This window comes from Marinomonas dokdonensis (assembly GCF_052747885.1).
Genome location: NZ_JBRAND010000004.1, coordinates 1 through 18,627, shown reverse-complemented (window position 1 = coordinate 18,627; position 18,627 = coordinate 1). Strand labels below are relative to the sequence as shown.

The 18,627-nt window shown below is 41.6% G+C and carries 6 protein-coding genes and 4 tRNA genes; 6 read left to right on the top strand and 4 right to left on the bottom strand.

The genetic code is table 11. The features are described from left to right. Positions 1 to 14: 14 nt before the first annotated feature. Positions 15 to 4,445, top strand: coding sequence for a response regulator (locus tag ACUM5Y_RS10855; RefSeq protein ID WP_445976895.1), 4,431 nt, complete (start codon positions 15 to 17; stop codon positions 4,443 to 4,445). 10 nt (positions 4,446 to 4,455) lie between these two features. Next, positions 4,456 to 5,382, top strand: coding sequence for a diguanylate cyclase (locus ACUM5Y_RS10850; protein WP_445976894.1), 927 nt, complete (start codon positions 4,456 to 4,458; stop codon positions 5,380 to 5,382). Positions 5,383 to 5,430: 48 nt separating this feature from the next. On the opposite strand, the gene ACUM5Y_RS10845 is transcribed toward ACUM5Y_RS10850, so the two are convergent. The 3 genes from ACUM5Y_RS10845 to msrA form a co-directional block, all read right to left on the bottom strand. Next, positions 5,431 to 7,662, bottom strand: coding sequence for a bifunctional diguanylate cyclase/phosphodiesterase (locus ACUM5Y_RS10845; protein ID WP_445976893.1), 2,232 nt, complete (start codon positions 7,660 to 7,662; stop codon positions 5,431 to 5,433). 201 nt (positions 7,663 to 7,863) lie between these two features. Further along, entirely contained in the window at positions 7,864 to 9,414 is a 1,551-nt protein-coding gene (locus tag ACUM5Y_RS10840; protein ID WP_445976892.1) for a sensor domain-containing diguanylate cyclase, read from the bottom strand. A 385-nt stretch (positions 9,415 to 9,799) separates the two neighbouring features. Further along, entirely contained in the window at positions 9,800 to 10,447 is a 648-nt protein-coding gene (gene msrA / locus ACUM5Y_RS10835; protein WP_445976891.1) for a peptide-methionine (S)-S-oxide reductase MsrA, read from the bottom strand. 209 nt (positions 10,448 to 10,656) lie between these two features. On the opposite strand from msrA, the gene ACUM5Y_RS10830 reads away from it, so the two are divergent. The 4 genes from ACUM5Y_RS10830 (at position 10,657) to ACUM5Y_RS10815 (ending at position 11,137) form a co-directional block, all read left to right on the top strand. Beyond that, positions 10,657 to 10,733 (top strand) — tRNA-Met (locus tag ACUM5Y_RS10830). Between the two features lie 46 nt (positions 10,734 to 10,779). Next, positions 10,780 to 10,856 (top strand) — tRNA-Met (locus tag ACUM5Y_RS10825). Between the two features lie 56 nt (positions 10,857 to 10,912). Then, positions 10,913 to 10,989: transfer RNA gene (locus ACUM5Y_RS10820), tRNA-Met, on the top strand. 71 nt (positions 10,990 to 11,060) lie between these two features. Beyond that, a tRNA-Met gene (locus ACUM5Y_RS10815) sits at positions 11,061 to 11,137 on the top strand. A 735-nt stretch (positions 11,138 to 11,872) separates the two neighbouring features. On the opposite strand, the gene ACUM5Y_RS10810 is transcribed toward ACUM5Y_RS10815, so the two are convergent. After that, positions 11,873 to 18,627, bottom strand: a 6,755-nt coding sequence (locus ACUM5Y_RS10810) for an Ig-like domain-containing protein (protein ID WP_445976890.1), incomplete at its 5' end; no start/stop codon positions are given.

The window sequence follows — 18,627 nt, the reverse complement described above, 5'->3', positions numbered from 1 at the left end:
ATAAGGAGTAGCAAATGACACCCAAGCAGCCTAAATGGCATTTTTGGATGCCCTCCTTCATTCTTTTTTGCGGCATATTATTTTCATTTCATAGTGAAAAATCGGCTGAAGACAGAAATACTCACCTCATTCAAAACGCCATTGATCAACAGTTCAACACCCTCACCGAGGACATGATCGCAGGCATAAAACAATACGATTATGGATTAAGGGGGTTGTTAGCAGCGATAGAGTCTGTTGGCCATGAGAACTTTGATTACGATAAACAGCTTAAATATTTTAATAGTCGTGACTATGCCACAGAGTTTCCAGGTTCAAGAGGCTTCGGTTTAATAAAAAAAGTGGACCTTAAAGATCTGTCTAATTTTTTGCAATATGCCACGGAAGACAAGGGCGCCCCATTTACGTTAAAACAACTTGAACAACCCAAAGACCCTCTCTTTATCATTCAGTATATTGAGCCCGAAGCGAATAACAAAGAAGCGGTGGGGTTAGACATTGGTTCAGAAGAAACGAGACGTTACGCGGCACTAATGAGTGCCGCCTCACGTACCACACAATTAACGGGGCCCATTACTCTTGTACAGGCAAATGAGCTAACCAGCCATGGTTTCTTACTCTTACACCCTCTTTTCAGCAAAAATAAATCTTACGCTGAAAACACACTAGTAGGCTGGGTATACACCCCATTATTGATCAATGAGATTTTAGATTCTGTCCTGGCAGACAAAGCTGACTTTAGCATTAACATTGATGACACCAGCACCAGCCAGCCTGTACATTTTTATAACGCTATCCAATCTGAGCAAACTCAATTCATAGACTATAAAGTCACAAATACCGTGGATGTGTTTGGACGCCTTTGGTCTATTTCCATCACACCAACGGATAGTTTCATTAACTCTTTAAGTTTAGAAAGTCCTGCCTATATTTTCTGGCAAGTCATCATTCTGACCAGCCTTATAACGATCCTGGCTTTCTTTTTAAGCCACTTTTTCAATCAAAGATTACTGGAAATGCGCCAAAAACTGGCTTTTTCAGCTGTGGTAAATAATGCATCAGACAGCATTGTCGGCGTCGACAGTAACTTTGCTATTACTCATTGGAACAGTGCCGCCGATCATTTATTTAATTTTACTCATAGCCAAGCGCAGGGCAAACCGCTCACCAATTGGCTATCAAGCAACGTTTCAACCGAGAAATTAATTAATACCTTCAAAAGTGTCGCAAAAGGTGAAGTCATCCGAAGATTGGATTTTCGCTATAAATCTGATGCTTTTAGTGATGACCGCTTTTTATCCATGAGTATTTCACCCATTATTGAAAAAGGGGTTTTCAGCGGTGCCACGGTAAGCTTAAACGATCTAACAGAGCTGAATGACTTGCAACAAAAGCTCATTGAGGTCAATGTACAACTCGAGAAACGAGTGAGTGACTCCACGGAAGAGCTACAAAAACAATTGTTTTTCAAGAGCAGCATAATCAACAGTACCTACTCGGCCATCATTGCATGTGACACCGAAGGCAACATATCTCTCTTCAATAAAGTTGCCTCTTCACTGTTGGGCTACACCCAAAATGAAGTCATTGATCAAAAAAATATTTTGGACATCATTAACACCTCATCTTTAGAGGCCAACTTCGAAGATAAACTCCCGACAGACTTTTTTAGCCTTTTGATGAAAGAGTCCAATACTGATAAGCACATTTCGATTGATTGCTCGTTAAAGCGTAAATCTGGGGATGACTCAAAGGTAAACCTTGTTATTGCCCCCATCATGGCAAACAAAGAAATTGAAGGGTATGTTTTTATTGCCAATGATTTAACTGAAAAGCTAAGTCTGCAAAAGCATTTAGACCTTGTAGATGCCGCCGTGGACAATTCCCAGGATATTTTGCTATGGCTAAACACAGATGGAACGATTTTCAACAGCAACCCATTTGCCTCCATCGCTTTAGGGCTTAAGCCTTATGACCTACAAAGCATCGATTTAGCCGATATCATTTCAACAGGCATTACGGATTCTTGGCCAAAAATCCTACAGCGCATTTTAAAAGAAGGTCGAATCACCTTTGAAGCGAACTTCCACAGGTCGAATAATTCCTTGATCCCAGTCTTAATCTCTGCCTGTACAATCAATATAGAAGACACAAGCTACGTGTACTTAGCGGCAAAAAATATTTCCGAACGATTGCAAAATGAAAAAATAATAGAAGATGCGTTAGTAAGAGCAGATTCTGCGAATATGGCAAAAACGGAATTCATCGCTAATATGAGTCATGATTTACGAACACCACTAAATGCTGTCAATGGCTACATACAACTCATGGAATTGAGCAAAATCGATGAAATTCAACGTAAATATATCCATGATGCCAAAATATCTGTCAATGAAATCACGCAAATTGTTGACGACATATTAGACGTTACCTACGTAGAGAAAAATGCCTTAAAACTAGAAAACGTCGACTTTGAACTAGACGATATTCTTAATGAGGTTGGCAGCCAGCTCTACGCCAATGTAAACACCAAGCCTGTTGAAATTCATCTTAATGTCGACAAAAATGTTCCCTTCTCTTTCAACGGAGATCGTAATAAATTAAAACGAATTCTACTGAATCTTGGTGGCAACGCTGTAAAATTCACCTCCGCTGGCGAAATAATCATTAGCATTTCAGCCCAAGTAAACAGCAAGAACAATACGACTCAACTTTTTGTGTCGGTTAAAGACACAGGGATTGGGATACCGCCTGCCAAGTTAAATCATGTGTTTGAAACCTTCACACAAGCAGAACAGAATGCCTCAAAGCACTATGGTGGCATAGGCATTGGGCTGACTATATGCAATCAGTACATCAAATTGATGCATGGTAAAATCCAAGTTGAAAGTGAAGTTGGAGTAGGGTCATGCTTCTCTTTTGATGTCACATTGCAAAGGTCAAAAAACGCCCATAGCGTGACCATTAATGAGCAATTTCAACAAGCTATTAATGTTTTATTAGTTGATGATAATCCAACAAGCCTAGAAATTCTCAGCAACACAATCCAACAACTAGGATGGAAGATCACCACCGCTTCCAACGCCGATGACGCATTAGAAATTTTCAACCAGACTATTCAGAATGAACAGACTTTTGACTTAGCATTATTGGATTGGAAAATGCCGAATAAAGATGGCTGGGTGCTTGCGGATAGCATTCGAAAGGCCGCACCAAAAGATAAAACGCCACTACTCATCATGGTCACAGCACACAGCCAAAGCTTAATGGTCAAAGAATATGAGCGTTTCCCTAACTTGTTAAATGGTTTCTTGACCAAGCCCGTAACCCGTTCACAAATGATCGACGCATTTGTTGAAGCCATATCGGTAGCTAACCACCAAACCGTGGTCTCCTCCCCTTTTGGCTCAACCAAACCATTGGCCGATAAACGAATATTGGTAGTGGAAGACAACCCTACCAATCAATATGTGGCAAAAGAGCTGCTTTCTAATCAAGGTGCCAATATCACCATCGCCAACAATGGTGTTCAAGCTCTTGACGAGCTGGAAAACAGCCTGTTGCCATTTGATATCGTACTGATGGATATCAGAATGCCTGATATGGACGGTTATGAGACCACCAAGCGTATCCGCACCAATCACAAGTTTAAACAGCTGCCAATCGTTGCGATGACAGCAAATGTTATTACATCAGAAAAAGAAAAATGTATTGATGCAGGCATGAATGGTCATATCAGTAAACCTTTTGATTTGGAAAATCTCATCCATCAAATATTGACCGCTACACAGCCTAAGACCATTACAAAAACTCACACAGAGCTTAATGGTAAGCTTTATAATGTTAGTGAAGATACATTAGAGTATTGCAAAATCCACGATATCGATGTTCTGGGAGCGATGGAGCGATTCAACTACTCCACTAACATTTACCTGCGATCTCTGAACCTCTTTATCAATGATATTACCGAATATCAAACCCAGCTAAAAAGCCATGAGTTGACCAAAAGTCAATTAAAACTCATTTTCCACACACTAAAGAGTACAGCGGGCTCAGTTGGTTTCACGAAATTATCTGACGCCGCAAAAGAGCAGGAAGATAAAATCACTGATTGGTTAGACAATAACCCTTATACTCGTTATCAATCTGATTTGATTGATCTAATACATAACACACTAGAGTATATCGAAGCCCTTAAAACTAAGCTTTCAGTGACGGAAGTCGAAGACGTTACCTCAGATAAGGAAGAGTTTCTACCAACCTATAACCAGTTAAAAGCGGAAATAGATAGCTTTAATATGCATGCGATTGATAGTTTTCAAAAAATTCTTCCGCATTTAAACAAACTGTCACCAGAACTTGCTGATGAGCTCATTCGATTCTTGAATATCTTAAAATTTAAGGATGCTAAGGCAGTCATTAACCAATTTGACCAATTAATTTAAAAGGTTTGCAATGCCGTTATCCAGACTAACTGAACAAGCCGATATTGACTTAAGAGACTCTAAAGTCCTTGTTGTCGACGATAAACCAATCAACATTCAGACTATCTATAGTATTTTGAGTCCTGATTACATTATTTTAGCTGCAACCTCTGGCGAAGAAGCTCTTCAAGTCTGTCAAGACAATAAACCTGACTTAATTCTACTTGATGTTCTTATGCCTAACATGTCGGGCTTAGAACTCTGTAAACGATTGAAAGAAGACGAGCTCACTCAATCTATCCCTGTTATTTTTGTCACCTTTTTTAATCAACAGGAAGAAGAGGATGAATGCTGGCGATGCGGTGGTATTGATTTCATTACCAAGCCAGTACGACCCATGACGTTGAAGAATCGCGTTAAATTTCATCTCACCTTACAAAAGCAAAAAGACATGCTACAAAAGCTTGTTTTTATTGACGGTTTAACGGGTATCTATAATCGTCGTTATTTTGATGACCATATGGATAGTTTAAAGAGTAAAACGCTTCGTACAAACAACGATACAGCCATTCTTATGATAGATATTGATGAGTTCAAACTCTATAACGATAACTATGGTCATATCAAAGGCGACTCTGCCCTAAAAGCCGTAACAGCTTCCCTGAAGAAATCTCTATTACGGCCTTCTGATTATGTTTGTCGATATGGTGGTGAGGAGTTTATCGTTGTGCTACCCGACACCAACCTTGAGGGTGCGAAAGAGGTTGCCGAACGAATCAGAACCGATGTTTTCCAGTTGAAGATGGACCATGAGCACGCAAAACATAAATGCATCACGGTCAGTGTGGGCATCGCATCCATCATTAACTCGCACGAAAAAAATGTGAATCCGACAGAGATTGCGGACAACAAGCTATACGAAGCCAAAAAACTAGGACGAAACTGTATCGCATTTTAATATGGTCAAGCGGCTAGAGGCGTTCTAGCAGCATGGCCACATTTACTATTACTGAAATTTTAAGGCTTCTTCTAGCGATATTGGTTTTGAGTAAAGATAGCCTTGTAAAAAATCACAGCCAAAGTTTTTCAACTGAGTTGCCTGACTTTTTGTTTCAACACCTTCTGCGATCACGGCTATCCCCAACGTATGAGACATGGAAATAATAGCCTCGCACAGAGAGTCTGCCGACAAATCTACGCCTAGCTTTTGAACAAAGGATTTATCAATTTTCAGGTAATCAATATCGTAATTCATTATGTAAGCTAGCGATGAATAACCTGTACCAAAGTCATCTAAAGCTACCTGAATCCCCTGCTCTCTAAATTTCAACAAGGCTTTTTGGGTGTTATCATCTAAATCCATTAGTAAATTTTCAGTAATCTCTATCACCAAACCGTTATGACCAGGCCGTTTTGAGGAGGCGACTGGAGCGGTTAACAAGCTGGCACTGTTTGGGGTGTTTGCTGTTTTAAGATAAGATAGCTGTAGTGGCGAGACATTGACACTCACTTGAATCTGTTCACCATATTTTTGCTGTAGGACTTCCCAGCCTTTTTGCGCTTTTTTGATTACCCATTCGCCAATATCTATGATTTGTCTAGATTGCTCTGCAAAGGGTATAAAGCCATCTGGCGGTATCATTCCTTTTATTGGATGTTGCCAGCGAATAAGTGCTTCGAACTTAACGACTTGACCTGCAATGTTGACAATCGGTTGGTAGAGCAAAAAGAACTCTTCATTTTCAATGGCTTTGCGCAAGTCTTTAATGATTTCAATTTTTTCCATTAAAGTGCGCCTAAGCTCCCAATTAAAGCGTCGCACTGTGTCACGCCCACACTCTTTGGCATAATACATGGCTTGGTCAGCGGCACTCATTAGACTTTCCACATCATGGCCGTCTTCAGGATAATGAGCAATGCCGATACTTGCACTGACAACAACTTCATTATGAGGCAAGCATATAGGATGCTTAATAAGTTTTAATAAGCTATTACACAATTCAGCAACCTGGTTTTCATTTGACTCAAAATGCTCTATCAAAAGCATAAATTCATCACCACCAGGGCGAGATATTAAGCGACAATGTTCACTTGCTTCTTGCAACCTTCTAGCCAAGGTTCGAAGCACCTCATCGCCTGCTTCATGGCCAAGTGTGTCATTGATTTCTTTAAAATCATCCAAATCGACTAATATAACAGCCAAACGATTTTCTTTGGTATCAGCGTAATAAAGATGCTCTGACAAGGCTTGACTAAAAGCCGTTCTATTAGCAATGCCAGTTAAAGCATCTGTTAACGTTTGCTTAATAATCTGTGATTCTGCCTGAGACTTCCTATCCGACATTTCAACGAAACGGTCTTGTAAAAAGTCCATTTCTCTCACCCCTGTTGAAGATGGTGGTAAGAGCTTTTCTTTTCGGCCTAATTGAAATGTTAAATCTGCTAATTTGTTCAATGGCCTTAAAATCGTATTGAGGAAAAACAAACGGAAGAGCAACAAAATTAGCAGCACAGTGATAGTAAAAGCAATAAATATAGAGCGATGCTTGCCTTCAACCAAGGCGAGTGAGCTGTCGATTGATATGCCAGTTACAAAGGTTAGTTCTACGTCGCTGCCTAAGCCGAAAACCTTATGTTTTGAGTAAACTCTTCTTACTTGATCTTCGGAAGAGACAATTGTGTTAAATTCTTCAGGCATCTCACTGTTATCGCCGTGAGGAAACTCCGCTACTACCTGCCCATATCCATCCAAAACTAAGGCAACACTGTTTTCAGGCAACTGCAAACGGGTCAATAGGGTTTGCCACCACTCCAATGAAACAACAACCACTCCAGCACCAATAACGCGTTGGGTTTTCTCATCATGGACTGGGTAAGCAAAGTTGATTGTTAATGCCTCTGTTGCCCTGTCTCTTTGCACACCACTAGAGGTGAACTTATTCAGTGTTAGGGCATTTTTAATGTAGAGACGATCACTCACATCGATTGGCTTTTCAAGAGGTATACCATTACATGTTAATATGCCAAAAGCATTAGGTACGCCAACATTGATATAACGTTCATCAAGCTGAGTAACTTGGCGCACAAAGTCACGACATTGAATAGATTCAGGGTCTTGTAAGGGAGGCACTTCCACCATCTCTTTAAGAAATCGCTCCACCATAGCAATCTGATCTTCTTGAGCCGTGGCGGCCTGATAAGAAACCCTTTGAGCCGTGGCTAAAACATCATTTATCACTATATTTCGACTATAGTCGAAGCTTAAGTAGATAAACAGGTAGCAAGGCGCAATGACAAGTATCGATAACAGATATAATCTCGCCTTTAAGGTTTTTAGCATCACACCCTCAATCTTATGTTTAATAAGTTACTTTTTTAGCGGCCTAAGCAAGCGTCAAGAAAGTAGCACCTAGTTTCATCGTGAGATTATTTAACGTTATCAGTATAAGCGACTCGTAACACGATTTCGCCCCGATTTTTTCGATTCATACATTGCAAGATCTGCTCGTTTGAACGTCTGACTTTGGTCCATTGAATGAATCCAGTTTGACACCCCTAACGAAACCGTTATTGCTTTACCTATCTGGGGGATTTTTTCGCTCATTACCAACTGGCGAATATCTTCAGCAAGCCTTATGGCAGAATGGGGTTTATTATCTGGAACAATCACCACAAACTCCTCTCCACCAGAACGAAACAAAACACCACTAGGCTCAACTTTGTTCGAAACCATATCAGCTAGAGCTTTAAGAACTTCATCACCCGTATCGTGACCAAATTCATCATTAACACTCTTAAAATGATCAATATCGAAAAATATCACACTAAAAGGGTGCTTTTTTCTGACTAAGGTTGTCACTAACTCATCCATTGCTCGACGATTCATAAGGCCAGTTAAAGGATCTTTTTTCCTATCTTCATCGAACCGAGTTACCTTTTCATTTAATGAATCAATTTCTTTGCGTATCGACCTTTTCAATAAATAGGCCTCATAAAACCATGCTTTTACTTTAACTGCTTGATCTCTGTTATTGGTGCTCTCAGCTAACATACGCAACGGTCGTGCGATAAGATAAGCACAGACGACGACAAAAATAAGTATGACTATCTGTAATGGGATAGCATCCTTTAATACCAGCCATAGCTGATGGTCAAAGTCATTTAATATCGCAGCACGGGGAGTTTGTGCCACAACCCCCCAATCAGGCTCAGCAACATGCGCATAACCCGCCACCATAGAAACGCCTTTGCTGTTAACAACTTCCATAGCGCCCTTTTTTCCATCAATAACATTATTAATGACAGTGTTAGTGGTGATTTTTTCCCCTATCCTCTCTTTTAGAGGATGGTATATAAGCTCTTTTTGCGAGGAGACTACATAAACATAAGACCCATCATCATAATCATGCTGCGATAACAAACGATTTAGAAAAATATTATCCTGTAGGTAGATGGTACCAACCAAGTCTGCGATCCGATCATTTGAAGAGTTTCTTACTGGGTGAGAAATGAATATTAAAAGCTTACCTGTTGGCCCAACAACAGGACCAATAAGATGAGCCTTTCCATCATTAAAAATATCATGTTGAGAATGGCTAAGATGAGTCCCTTTCAAATCAAGCTCAGCGGGAACTACGGCCGTGATAGCACCTGAAACATTAATAAGCGATATCGAATTAAAACCATTACTCATGTCTAAAATAAATTTCAATCTTGACTGTAATGCCTTGGAATCCTCCCCTTCTTGTTCAGCTAAAGCGCTTAGAAACTCTGCACCGATTCGTAACTGTTCTTGACGGTTCGTAATAAATGACTGAGTCATGCGTGCTAACTTCTGGGCGTACACCCGGTTAGCTTCTTTAGAGATATTAACGAGTAGGTTTTGCTGAAGTTGGTAGGTAGAAGAGTAGCCATTAAGAATGGTAAATATGACGCCGGCAAGCGCTAGAGAAACAATAAGAAGCCTAATAGACAAAATAAATCTCAACATTTCTCTCCATTTGCCAAAAATGGCTGATCATTAACTGGATGTTTCCTTTAACCACACCACAAAATAATACACATAAACGCCGATATTTGCGAACCAGATTCGGTGAAACGCCCCCTTTTAACTTTCTTCCTGATGTCGATTTTTTGACTCGTTTACCTTAATACAGCGCAGAATATTTAGATTGTAAAAAACACCATTGATGTCGAAATAAACTCTTCATGTGAGATGGGAAAAGAGAGTAATGAAGTGAAAAAACTGAGGTATCCACGACGAAGGCATTTAGCTCGACACGGGCACATAGCCAACCGATAAGCTGGCTATGATGCACGAATAAAACATATCTATTTAGCTAAAATTGAGGGTGCGTATTGTTAGTCAAGAGCATCTAGATGGCACAAACAACGCCAGTACCTTTCAATCCACAGTAGCCATTAGGTTTTTTATGTAAGTATTGCTGGTGATATTCCTCAGCATAATAAAGAGCACTTTTAGTCTCTATTTCAGTTGTTATCATACCTAAGCCAGAAGCGATGAGCCCTTTCTGATATACATCTAAGCTTGCTTGAGCGATGTTTTTATCTTCATCACTGCAAACATAAATACTTGATCGATATTGGCTACCAATGTCATTGCCTTGCCTCATACCTTCCGTTGGATTGTGATTCTCCCAAAACACCTTAAGAATCGATTCTAGATTGGTGATTCGAGTATCGTAAACAACACGGACCACTTCTGTATGGCCCGTTTGCCCAGTACATACTTCTTCATAAGTTGGGTTTTTAGTGTGCCCGCCAGAGTAACCAACCGCTGTCAGCGTCACCCCTGAGGTATTCCAAAATTTTCTCTCGGCACCCCAAAAGCAACCCAAGCCTAAGATAATTTCGGCTTCATTCTCTGCTATATCCCTCGTGATCTCACCACCCTTTACTGCATGAATGGCACTGGTCAAAACAGCCTGGTCACGCCCAGCTAAAGCGTCGCTCTCACTGGGTATGGTGGATTTGGTTAATATAGATGCTATATCGTCTTGCATGAAATGATCTCCAGAAAGCAGTTAAGTGATAGTAACCTATTTAAGCTATTTTCGAAGCTTTCAAAAAAGGAATCAATTTTTAAATGCTTTAATGGCTACTTGCAAGCCTACGCTCCCGTCAGAAGTTAAGTCGCTTAAACTTAAAATATAAAAAACGATGTAAACCCTTGACTCTACAATCAATGTACCTATAATACGCACCTCGTTGTCGCGGGATGGAGCAGTCTGGTAGCTCGTCGGGCTCATAACCCGAAGGTCGTTGGTTCGAATCCGGCTCCCGCAACCAACGAAATGAACTTAAAATTTAGTAATTTGATTACTAATAAATATGTCGCGGGATGGAGCAGTCTGGTAGCTCGTCGGGCTCATAACCCGAAGGTCGTTGGTTCGAATCCGGCTCCCGCAACCAACTTAAGAACATTAAGTTTTTAGTTCATTTAGAAAGTTATTAGTTAATTTATTTGTCGCGGGATGGAGCAGTCTGGTAGCTCGTCGGGCTCATAACCCGAAGGTCGTTGGTTCGAATCCGGCTCCCGCAACCAATTCGTTAGTAGTCAGAATTGGACAATAACTTTCATATCACATTTCTTAAACCTATTTATAGGTTCTATGTCGCGGGATGGAGCAGTCTGGTAGCTCGTCGGGCTCATAACCCGAAGGTCGTTGGTTCGAATCCGGCTCCCGCAACCAATTTAAGAACATTAGTTAGTTCATAATTCCCCTTGTACTCATAACCCGAAGGTCGTTGGTTCATTCTCAAATCAAGAAATGGCTCCGCACCAATTTAAGAACATTAGTTAGTTCATTAATTTCATATTTTGCCCTGTACTCATAACCCGAAGGTCGTTGGTTCACTCTCAAATCAAGAAATGGCTCCCGCAACCAATTTAAGAACATTAGTTAGTTCATAATTTCCCCTGTACTTATAACCCGTAGGTCGTTGGTTCACTCTCGAATCAGTAAATGGCTCCCGCAATCAATTCGTTACTAGTGAGAATTGGGCAATAATTTTCATATCACATTTCTTAAACCTATTTATAGCTTCTATGTCGCGGAATGGAGCAGTCTAGTAGCTCGTCGGGCTCATAACCCAAAGATCGTTGATTCACTCTCGAATCAGTAAATTGCTCCCGTAAGCAATTTAGCAGCTATAAAACCGCTTGCAGATGCCATTGGGCTTTTCGGACTTTCTTTCTTTATTGAGTTTATTTGTGTCGTAGGCATAAGCCTAGAAGGTAGGGTTAGAATCTTTCAATACTCGAGTTTGAAAATCTATTCTCAAATATAAAATAGCCACATACAGAAAAATAGAGCATGAAAAATTAGACCTAGGTTGAATCTCAACCCAGGTCTATATTTACACTTCTATTAGATTTTAAAGCCAAGGCAAATATGATTTAAACCTTTCACCTTCTATCCAATAAACTAGCCATCTATATTAATGTTGTATTCCTCATTATTATAAATAACCTTAATACTATCGTTAATGTTCACAACATTGTCTAAATTCGAATCAAACGAAGATGATGCGCTAACAAATTCAGCAACCTCATCGCCATCCACTTCAACCGTACCATTTGAAACATTCACATGAGTTTGAAGAAAATCTTCAATCGTGCTCGTACTAGCATCTTTATCAGGGTGTCCAGCAATCGTAGCTAAAATATCGGTTAGATCTAAAGCATCTTCAACTGCGTTGAAGTCATTAATGATATCGATACTGTTTTTATTAAGTATGAAAACATCATTGCCTGAGCCGCCCGTCAGTTCATCAACCTGATCATCGAAGCCTCCAAACAATACATCACTACCGCCCGAGCCGATCAGTTCATCCGATGAATCGGTCCCAACCTGATAACTATCTGTGATAATCGAATTGTCCACTTGCTTCGTGACGGTAGTGGTAATGTCGAATTCTGCTATATCCACAAAGCTAATAATCGAAAGATCCTCAATGGAGGTTTGCCCACTTGTAATATCAAAACTATAACTACCGTCTTGATTGACGGGCACGTCTATACCAGACTGCTGGAGTGTGACGCCCATTGGAATACCAAATAGGTTTACCGTAGCATTTTCTACATTGGAGTTATCATGATTAATAGCCACATTGACCTCATAGGAGTACACAGGCAAACCAGAACTATCAGGAAGATTAGGCTGAAAACTGCTGAAAACATTTTTATCTCCGATAACCATCCCATCACTAAACATGATGTTTTCAAACGATTGAACTCGATTAAGTAGGTCATTCTCGTTCGCATCATACTGAGCTTTGGTGTAGTTCTTCAGTATTATTGCATCGGAACCGTCCCCTCCTGAAATAAGGTAATCAAGGTCGCCACCAATCACTATAAAGTCGTCCCCCGTCCCAGCATTAATTTCCTGCCCTGTAGACCCATCAATAGATAGGTAATCATTACCAGAACCTAAATCTATGTTGCTAGACGAATTACCAAAAATAGTTAGCGTATCATTGCCATCACCAGCGTCGATTGTGTTAGATACAGAACCACCCACTGCTAAATAATCATTTCCTTCTCCAAGCTGGATTGCCCCAGTGGAATTAACTGAAATGGTGATAATGTCATCACCTGCGCCAGCTAAAATTGAACTAGAGCTAGACCCTTTTATAAATAAAGTGTCGTTTCCGCCAGTTGCTAAACTCGTGTCATCCAATTCGATTTGAACCGATGAGTCACCAGAAATTTCAATGGAATCGTCGCCTGTTCCTGCATAGATAGTGTAATTACCACTTGCAGAACCTCCAATTGTTAGGAAGTCATCACCACCACTTTGACTATCGTTGTCATCCAATAGGACATCATTAGTGACATCTCCTTTAATTATGACACCATCACTACCGCTGCTGGTTGTTATCTTACCTGTTACATTACCACCAATAACAAGGCTGTCATCCCCACTCCCCATTGAAGTGGAACCCAGCATGTCTCCAGTCATAAACACTTTATCATTACCAGTACCTGCTAATAACTGACCCGTTGCGGTAACGGAACCATCAATTTGAATTTCATCATGTCCACTGCCACCTAACACCCTCCCATTAACCTTTGAACTTCCAGGAGTGGCACCATCTTGATACGCCTTACCAAAAATTAGCTGATCGTCGCCAGCTCCTAGGTTGAGAGTAATGTTACTATCCCCAACCTCTTCGTTAAGGTTGTCTCTGACATATACTTTATCGTCACCGTCCTTAGTAGAAAGTTGATCTGTGACAGACCCTTTTACAAACATACTGTCGCTGCTACTTGATAAATAATAAGCTTGGCTAGAATTCCCTAGAATATAATGATCATAATCAGCTGAACTTGAAGAGTTCTGCCAATTAGTTGATGAGTCGATGGCATGAGTGTCAGTCGAGATATAAACACCCTGTTCTAACGATACTGCTACATTAGGTAAAATGGTCGAGGCTGAAACTTCAATAGAAGCGGTTGCTGTGTTAAACCCGCCCGCACCATCTGTAACGGTATAGTCAAAGCTTGCCGTACCAATAAAGCCTGCTTCAGCGATAAACATAATATTGCCATCGGTATTCAAATAGGCATAGCCATTGCTAACATTATCAATACTGCTGATAGTTAACGCACTATTTTCATTATCTGAATCGTTCAACAACAAAGTTTCAGCATTAATAAGCAGAGACTTTTCATTCCCTACTTCTAATAAACCGCTGTGGCCTTGGCTAAGTAAACTTGAATCTAATGATGCATAATTGTTACCGCCATCAGAGCTGATCGAAGCTTGGAAAGTATGATTCACTCCTTCCCCAAACCAAATCATATCGATTTCATAATACCCATCTTCAGCGATATCGAACCCTTCATGGGTTGTCTCCACCGGTGTTTGAATATCACTGTTACTAGCAACATTTTGACTATCCACCAAAATTTGATAACTACCACTAGCATTAATTAAGAAGTTATAGTTACCAGCCTGTAAATAAATATAGCCCTTGAATTGCACGCCCCCGTAGCTATTATCTTGAGGATCTACATCCAACGAAGTTGAGTCATCACCAAGGAAGACTTGAAGATTCGTTCCTGTTGCGACACTTTCACTACTCGTAGAAGAGTAATTGATATCGGTTGCGTTAAAAGTCGCCGATGGATTGCTCTGTGATACAAATGAGATGAAGTCAGAAAAAGTATCCATCGCGTCATCTGTACCGTAATAAGTACCCACTAAGCCCGACCAACCTGAACTTAAAGTTGTTGAACTGTCATCAACTGCTGTTGGAGCATAGTTTTTCCCAACATTAATAACTAAATCCGCTGTTGCCTTACTGCCATCTCCGTCTTGGATAAGATAAGAGAATGTATCGATTGCATCCTCTGGAATACTCAAAAAATTTGCTGTCGCTTCATACTGATACGTACCATCAGCATTAATGACTAACGTTCCGTAGGTTCCATCAACGGTGAAAGAAGACACCACAGGCGTTAAAATGGTATCCCCCTCTATCGCAGCACCAATGACCGTCATACTTCCGTCTAAGCTGGCGACATCCGCACCGGACCCATTGTCATGAAACACGTTTCCTGAGGTCGTAGAGAAATCATACTCAGCACCAGCAGTTTGAGTATCGTCCGCTTGTACGATGACACTGTCAGAATCGTTTTTAGCAACAGGTACTGAATCAGAAAGATCGATACTGATTATAAAGGAGCGACCGTCGTCTAACGGAATGGTTACGGTATCGTCACGTACAGCACTGCCAGCATGATCGACAATAGGTGCTCTATAAACATACTGATTATCGACAAGTAATATTGTGCCACCTAATGCCGTAGTGACTTGATCCGTTCCTGTGGGAAAACTGAAACCTGAAGGCAGATTTGAAAGTATGTGCTCATTACCCTCAAGCACTGTAATGGCAACATCTTGTGATAAATCAACGGAATAAGATTTTGTAGCGCTAGACTTTACAGTATTTCCTGCAGGGTCCACCGAATCAACACTGACACTAACCATCGTTCCTTGCACAAGCTCTGACGCTGGAACAGTTAATTGCCAGTCACCATTGTCACCAACAACAGTTGTGTAAGAGTAATTATTTATCGCAATTGTAACCGTATCACCTTTGGAGATGTCTCCACCTAGTGCGGTACCAGTTACATCAATATTATGAGCTAACTCCAAAGCATCAATAACATTATCGTTTGTAATGGAGTTAATAGTAACAACACCGGCAGTTGCTTGCTGGTCCACAACATAAGTCTGACTATTAGACTGCTCAAATGGATTCCCAGCTGAGTCCGTACCCGAAACGGTGACAGATATCTCACGAGTAAGATCATTGGAATCAACCAAATCAGACCCTAGAACGTTCACTGTGTATAAATAATAATTTCCATCACTACTTAGTTGACCGGATACCTCACCAGAGCCAATTACGTCACCATCAACCCGAACGGTGATGGTATCACCAGGCAAAGCGTCCCCTTTTACAGCACCGGTAATGGCGACAAAATTTCCAGTAGCAGCTTCGTTGGCATTAATTATACTATCTGCAGTGATAGCATCTACATTGATGGTCGCGAAGGCTGATAAGTCAATTTCATGAGTCGAAGTGATTCGACTCTCAATTTGATTACCGACATTGTCAGTAGACGTAACAACTACCTCAAAACTAGGATCTGCTGCTAAGTCTGCTCCGCTAACATCAATAGACCAATCACCAGTAGCATCAACGGTTGTTTCATAATCAATATTATTGATAACAAGGGATACTTTATCTCCTGAACTGATATCGCCACCTGAGGCGGTACCGGAAACAGATATTGTAGATGTGCTCTCTTCAATATTAATAATGTCATCAGCTGTAATATCATCAACAGTTACAGTCCCTGCGACAGCAATGGTATCAAGAATGATGCCTGCATTTACTGTTACCTCGGCAGTGTTACCAGCCTTGTCTGTTACCATTGCGATGATGTTAATGTTACCGTCATCTAAACTCGTTAAATCCGTATCCGTAAACACCCATTTCCCATCAGTAAGCTCTGCTTGAGTCAAGGTTACTTTTTCTGATTTATCACCGTTAACGAATGTCACTGTGACACTTTGCGCATCCTCATCCACGCCTTGTACCGTGACGGTGGCAACATCTTTGGTGAGGGTATCCGCGACCACAATGCTAAGGGCATCTCCCTGGTTATCGGCCGACAAATCAACAACAACAGGCTTTTCGCTTACGGTAGAAATGTTCCCCGCTGCGTCCTTAACGCTTGCTTCGACGAGTTCACCTGCCTCAACTTCTACTGTGACTGCGCCCGTTGCTATTTCAGAGGCCGTAAAGCTTTGCTCCTGACCACTAACCGTGACGACCAAGGTGTCTTCTGAAGCATCGAAACCAAGCGGTAAGGTGATTTTAACCGTCGCTGTACCATCTGAACCCAGCTCGTCATAGTTGAAGATGCCATCATTGGACGTATCACCCACCAAACTCAAGGTAGGCGCACTTAAAGGCGTGACATCGACTTCCAAGCCAGCATTTAATGTTATCTCTGCTGTGTTGCCTGCCTTGTCTGTCACGGTCGCGATGATATTCACATCACCGTTACCTAACGCAGAAAGATCCGTGTCAGTGAATACCCATTCACTTCTGGCTGGGTCGGTTTGAGTCAAGGTTACTTTTTCTGATTTATCACCGTTAACGAATGTCACTGTGACACTTTGCGCATCATCATCCACGCCTTGTACCGTGACGGTGGCAACATCTTTGGTGAGGGTATCCGCGACCACAATGCTAAGGGCATCTCCCTGGTCATCAGCCGATAAATCAACAACTACAGGCTTTTCGCTTACGGTAGAAATGTTTCCCGCTGCGTCCTTAACGCTTGCTTCGACGAGTTCACCTGCCTCAACTTCTACTGTGACTGCGCCCGTTGCTATTTCAGAGGCCGTAAAGCTTTGTTCCTGACCACTAACCGTGACGACCAAGGTGTCTTCTGAAGCATCGAAACCAAGCGGTAAGGTGATTTTAACCGTCGCTGTACCATCTGAACCCAGCTCGTCATAGTTGAAGATGCCATCATTAGACGTATCACCCACTAAGCTCAAGGTAGGCGCACTTAAAGGCGTGACATCGACTTCCAAACCAGCATTCAATGTAACCTCTGCTGTGTTACCTGCCTTGTCTGTTACCGTAGCGATGATATTGACATCACCACTACCCAGCGAAGAAAGATCCGTGTCCGTGAACACCCATTTCCCTGCGGTAAGCTCGTTGTGAGTCAAGGTTACTTTTTCTGATTTATCACCGTTAACGAATGTCACTGTGACACTTTGCGCATCCTCATCCACGCCTTGTACCGTGACGGTGGCAACATCTTTGGTGATGGTATCCGCGACCACAATGCTAAGGGCATCTCCCTGGTTATCGGCCGACAAATCAACAACAACAGGCTTTTCGCTTACGGTAGAAATGTTCCCCGCTGCATCTTTAACGCTTGCTTCAACGAGTTCACCTGCCCCAACTTCTACCGTGACTGCGCCCGTTGCTATTTCAGAGGCCGTAAAGCTTTGCTCCTGACCACTAACCGTGACGACCAAGGTGTCTTCTGAAGCATCGAAACCAAGCGGTAAGGTGATTTTAACCGTCGCTGTACCATCTGAACCCAGCTCGTCATAGTTGAAGATGCCATCATTGGACGTATCACCCACCAAACTCAAGGTAGGCGCACTTAAAGGCGTGACATCGACTTCCAAGCCAGCATTTAATGTTATCTCTGCTGTGTTGCCTGCCTTGTCTGTCACGGTCGCGATGATATTCACATCACCGTTACCTAACGCAGAAAGATCCGTGTCAGTGAATACCCATTCACTTCTGGCTGGGTCGGTTTGAGTCAAGGTTACTTTTTCTGATTTATCACCGTTAACGAATGTCACTGTGACACTTTGCGCATCCTCATCCACGCCTTGTACCGTGACGGTGGCAACATCTTTGGTGAGGGTATCCGCGACCACAATGCTAAGGGCATCTCCCTGGTCATCAGCCGATAAATCAACAACTACAGGCTTTTCGCTTACGATAGAAATGTTTCCCGCTGCGTCCTTAACGCTTGCTTCGACGAGTTCACCTGCCTCAACTTCTACTGTGACTGCGCCCGTTGCTATTTCAGAGGCCGTAAAGCTTTGTTCCTGACCACTAACCG

Coding starts and splice junctions, on each gene's coding strand:
- ACUM5Y_RS10855 (WP_445976895.1), top strand. CDS start 15: ATGACACCCAAGCAGCCTAAATGGCATTTTTGGATGCCCTCCTTCATT.
- ACUM5Y_RS10850 (WP_445976894.1), top strand. CDS start 4,456: ATGCCGTTATCCAGACTAACTGAACAAGCCGATATTGACTTAAGAGAC.
- ACUM5Y_RS10840 (WP_445976892.1), bottom strand. CDS start 9,414: ATGTTGAGATTTATTTTGTCTATTAGGCTTCTTATTGTTTCTCTAGCG.
- msrA (WP_445976891.1), bottom strand. CDS start 10,447: ATGCAAGACGATATAGCATCTATATTAACCAAATCCACCATACCCAGT.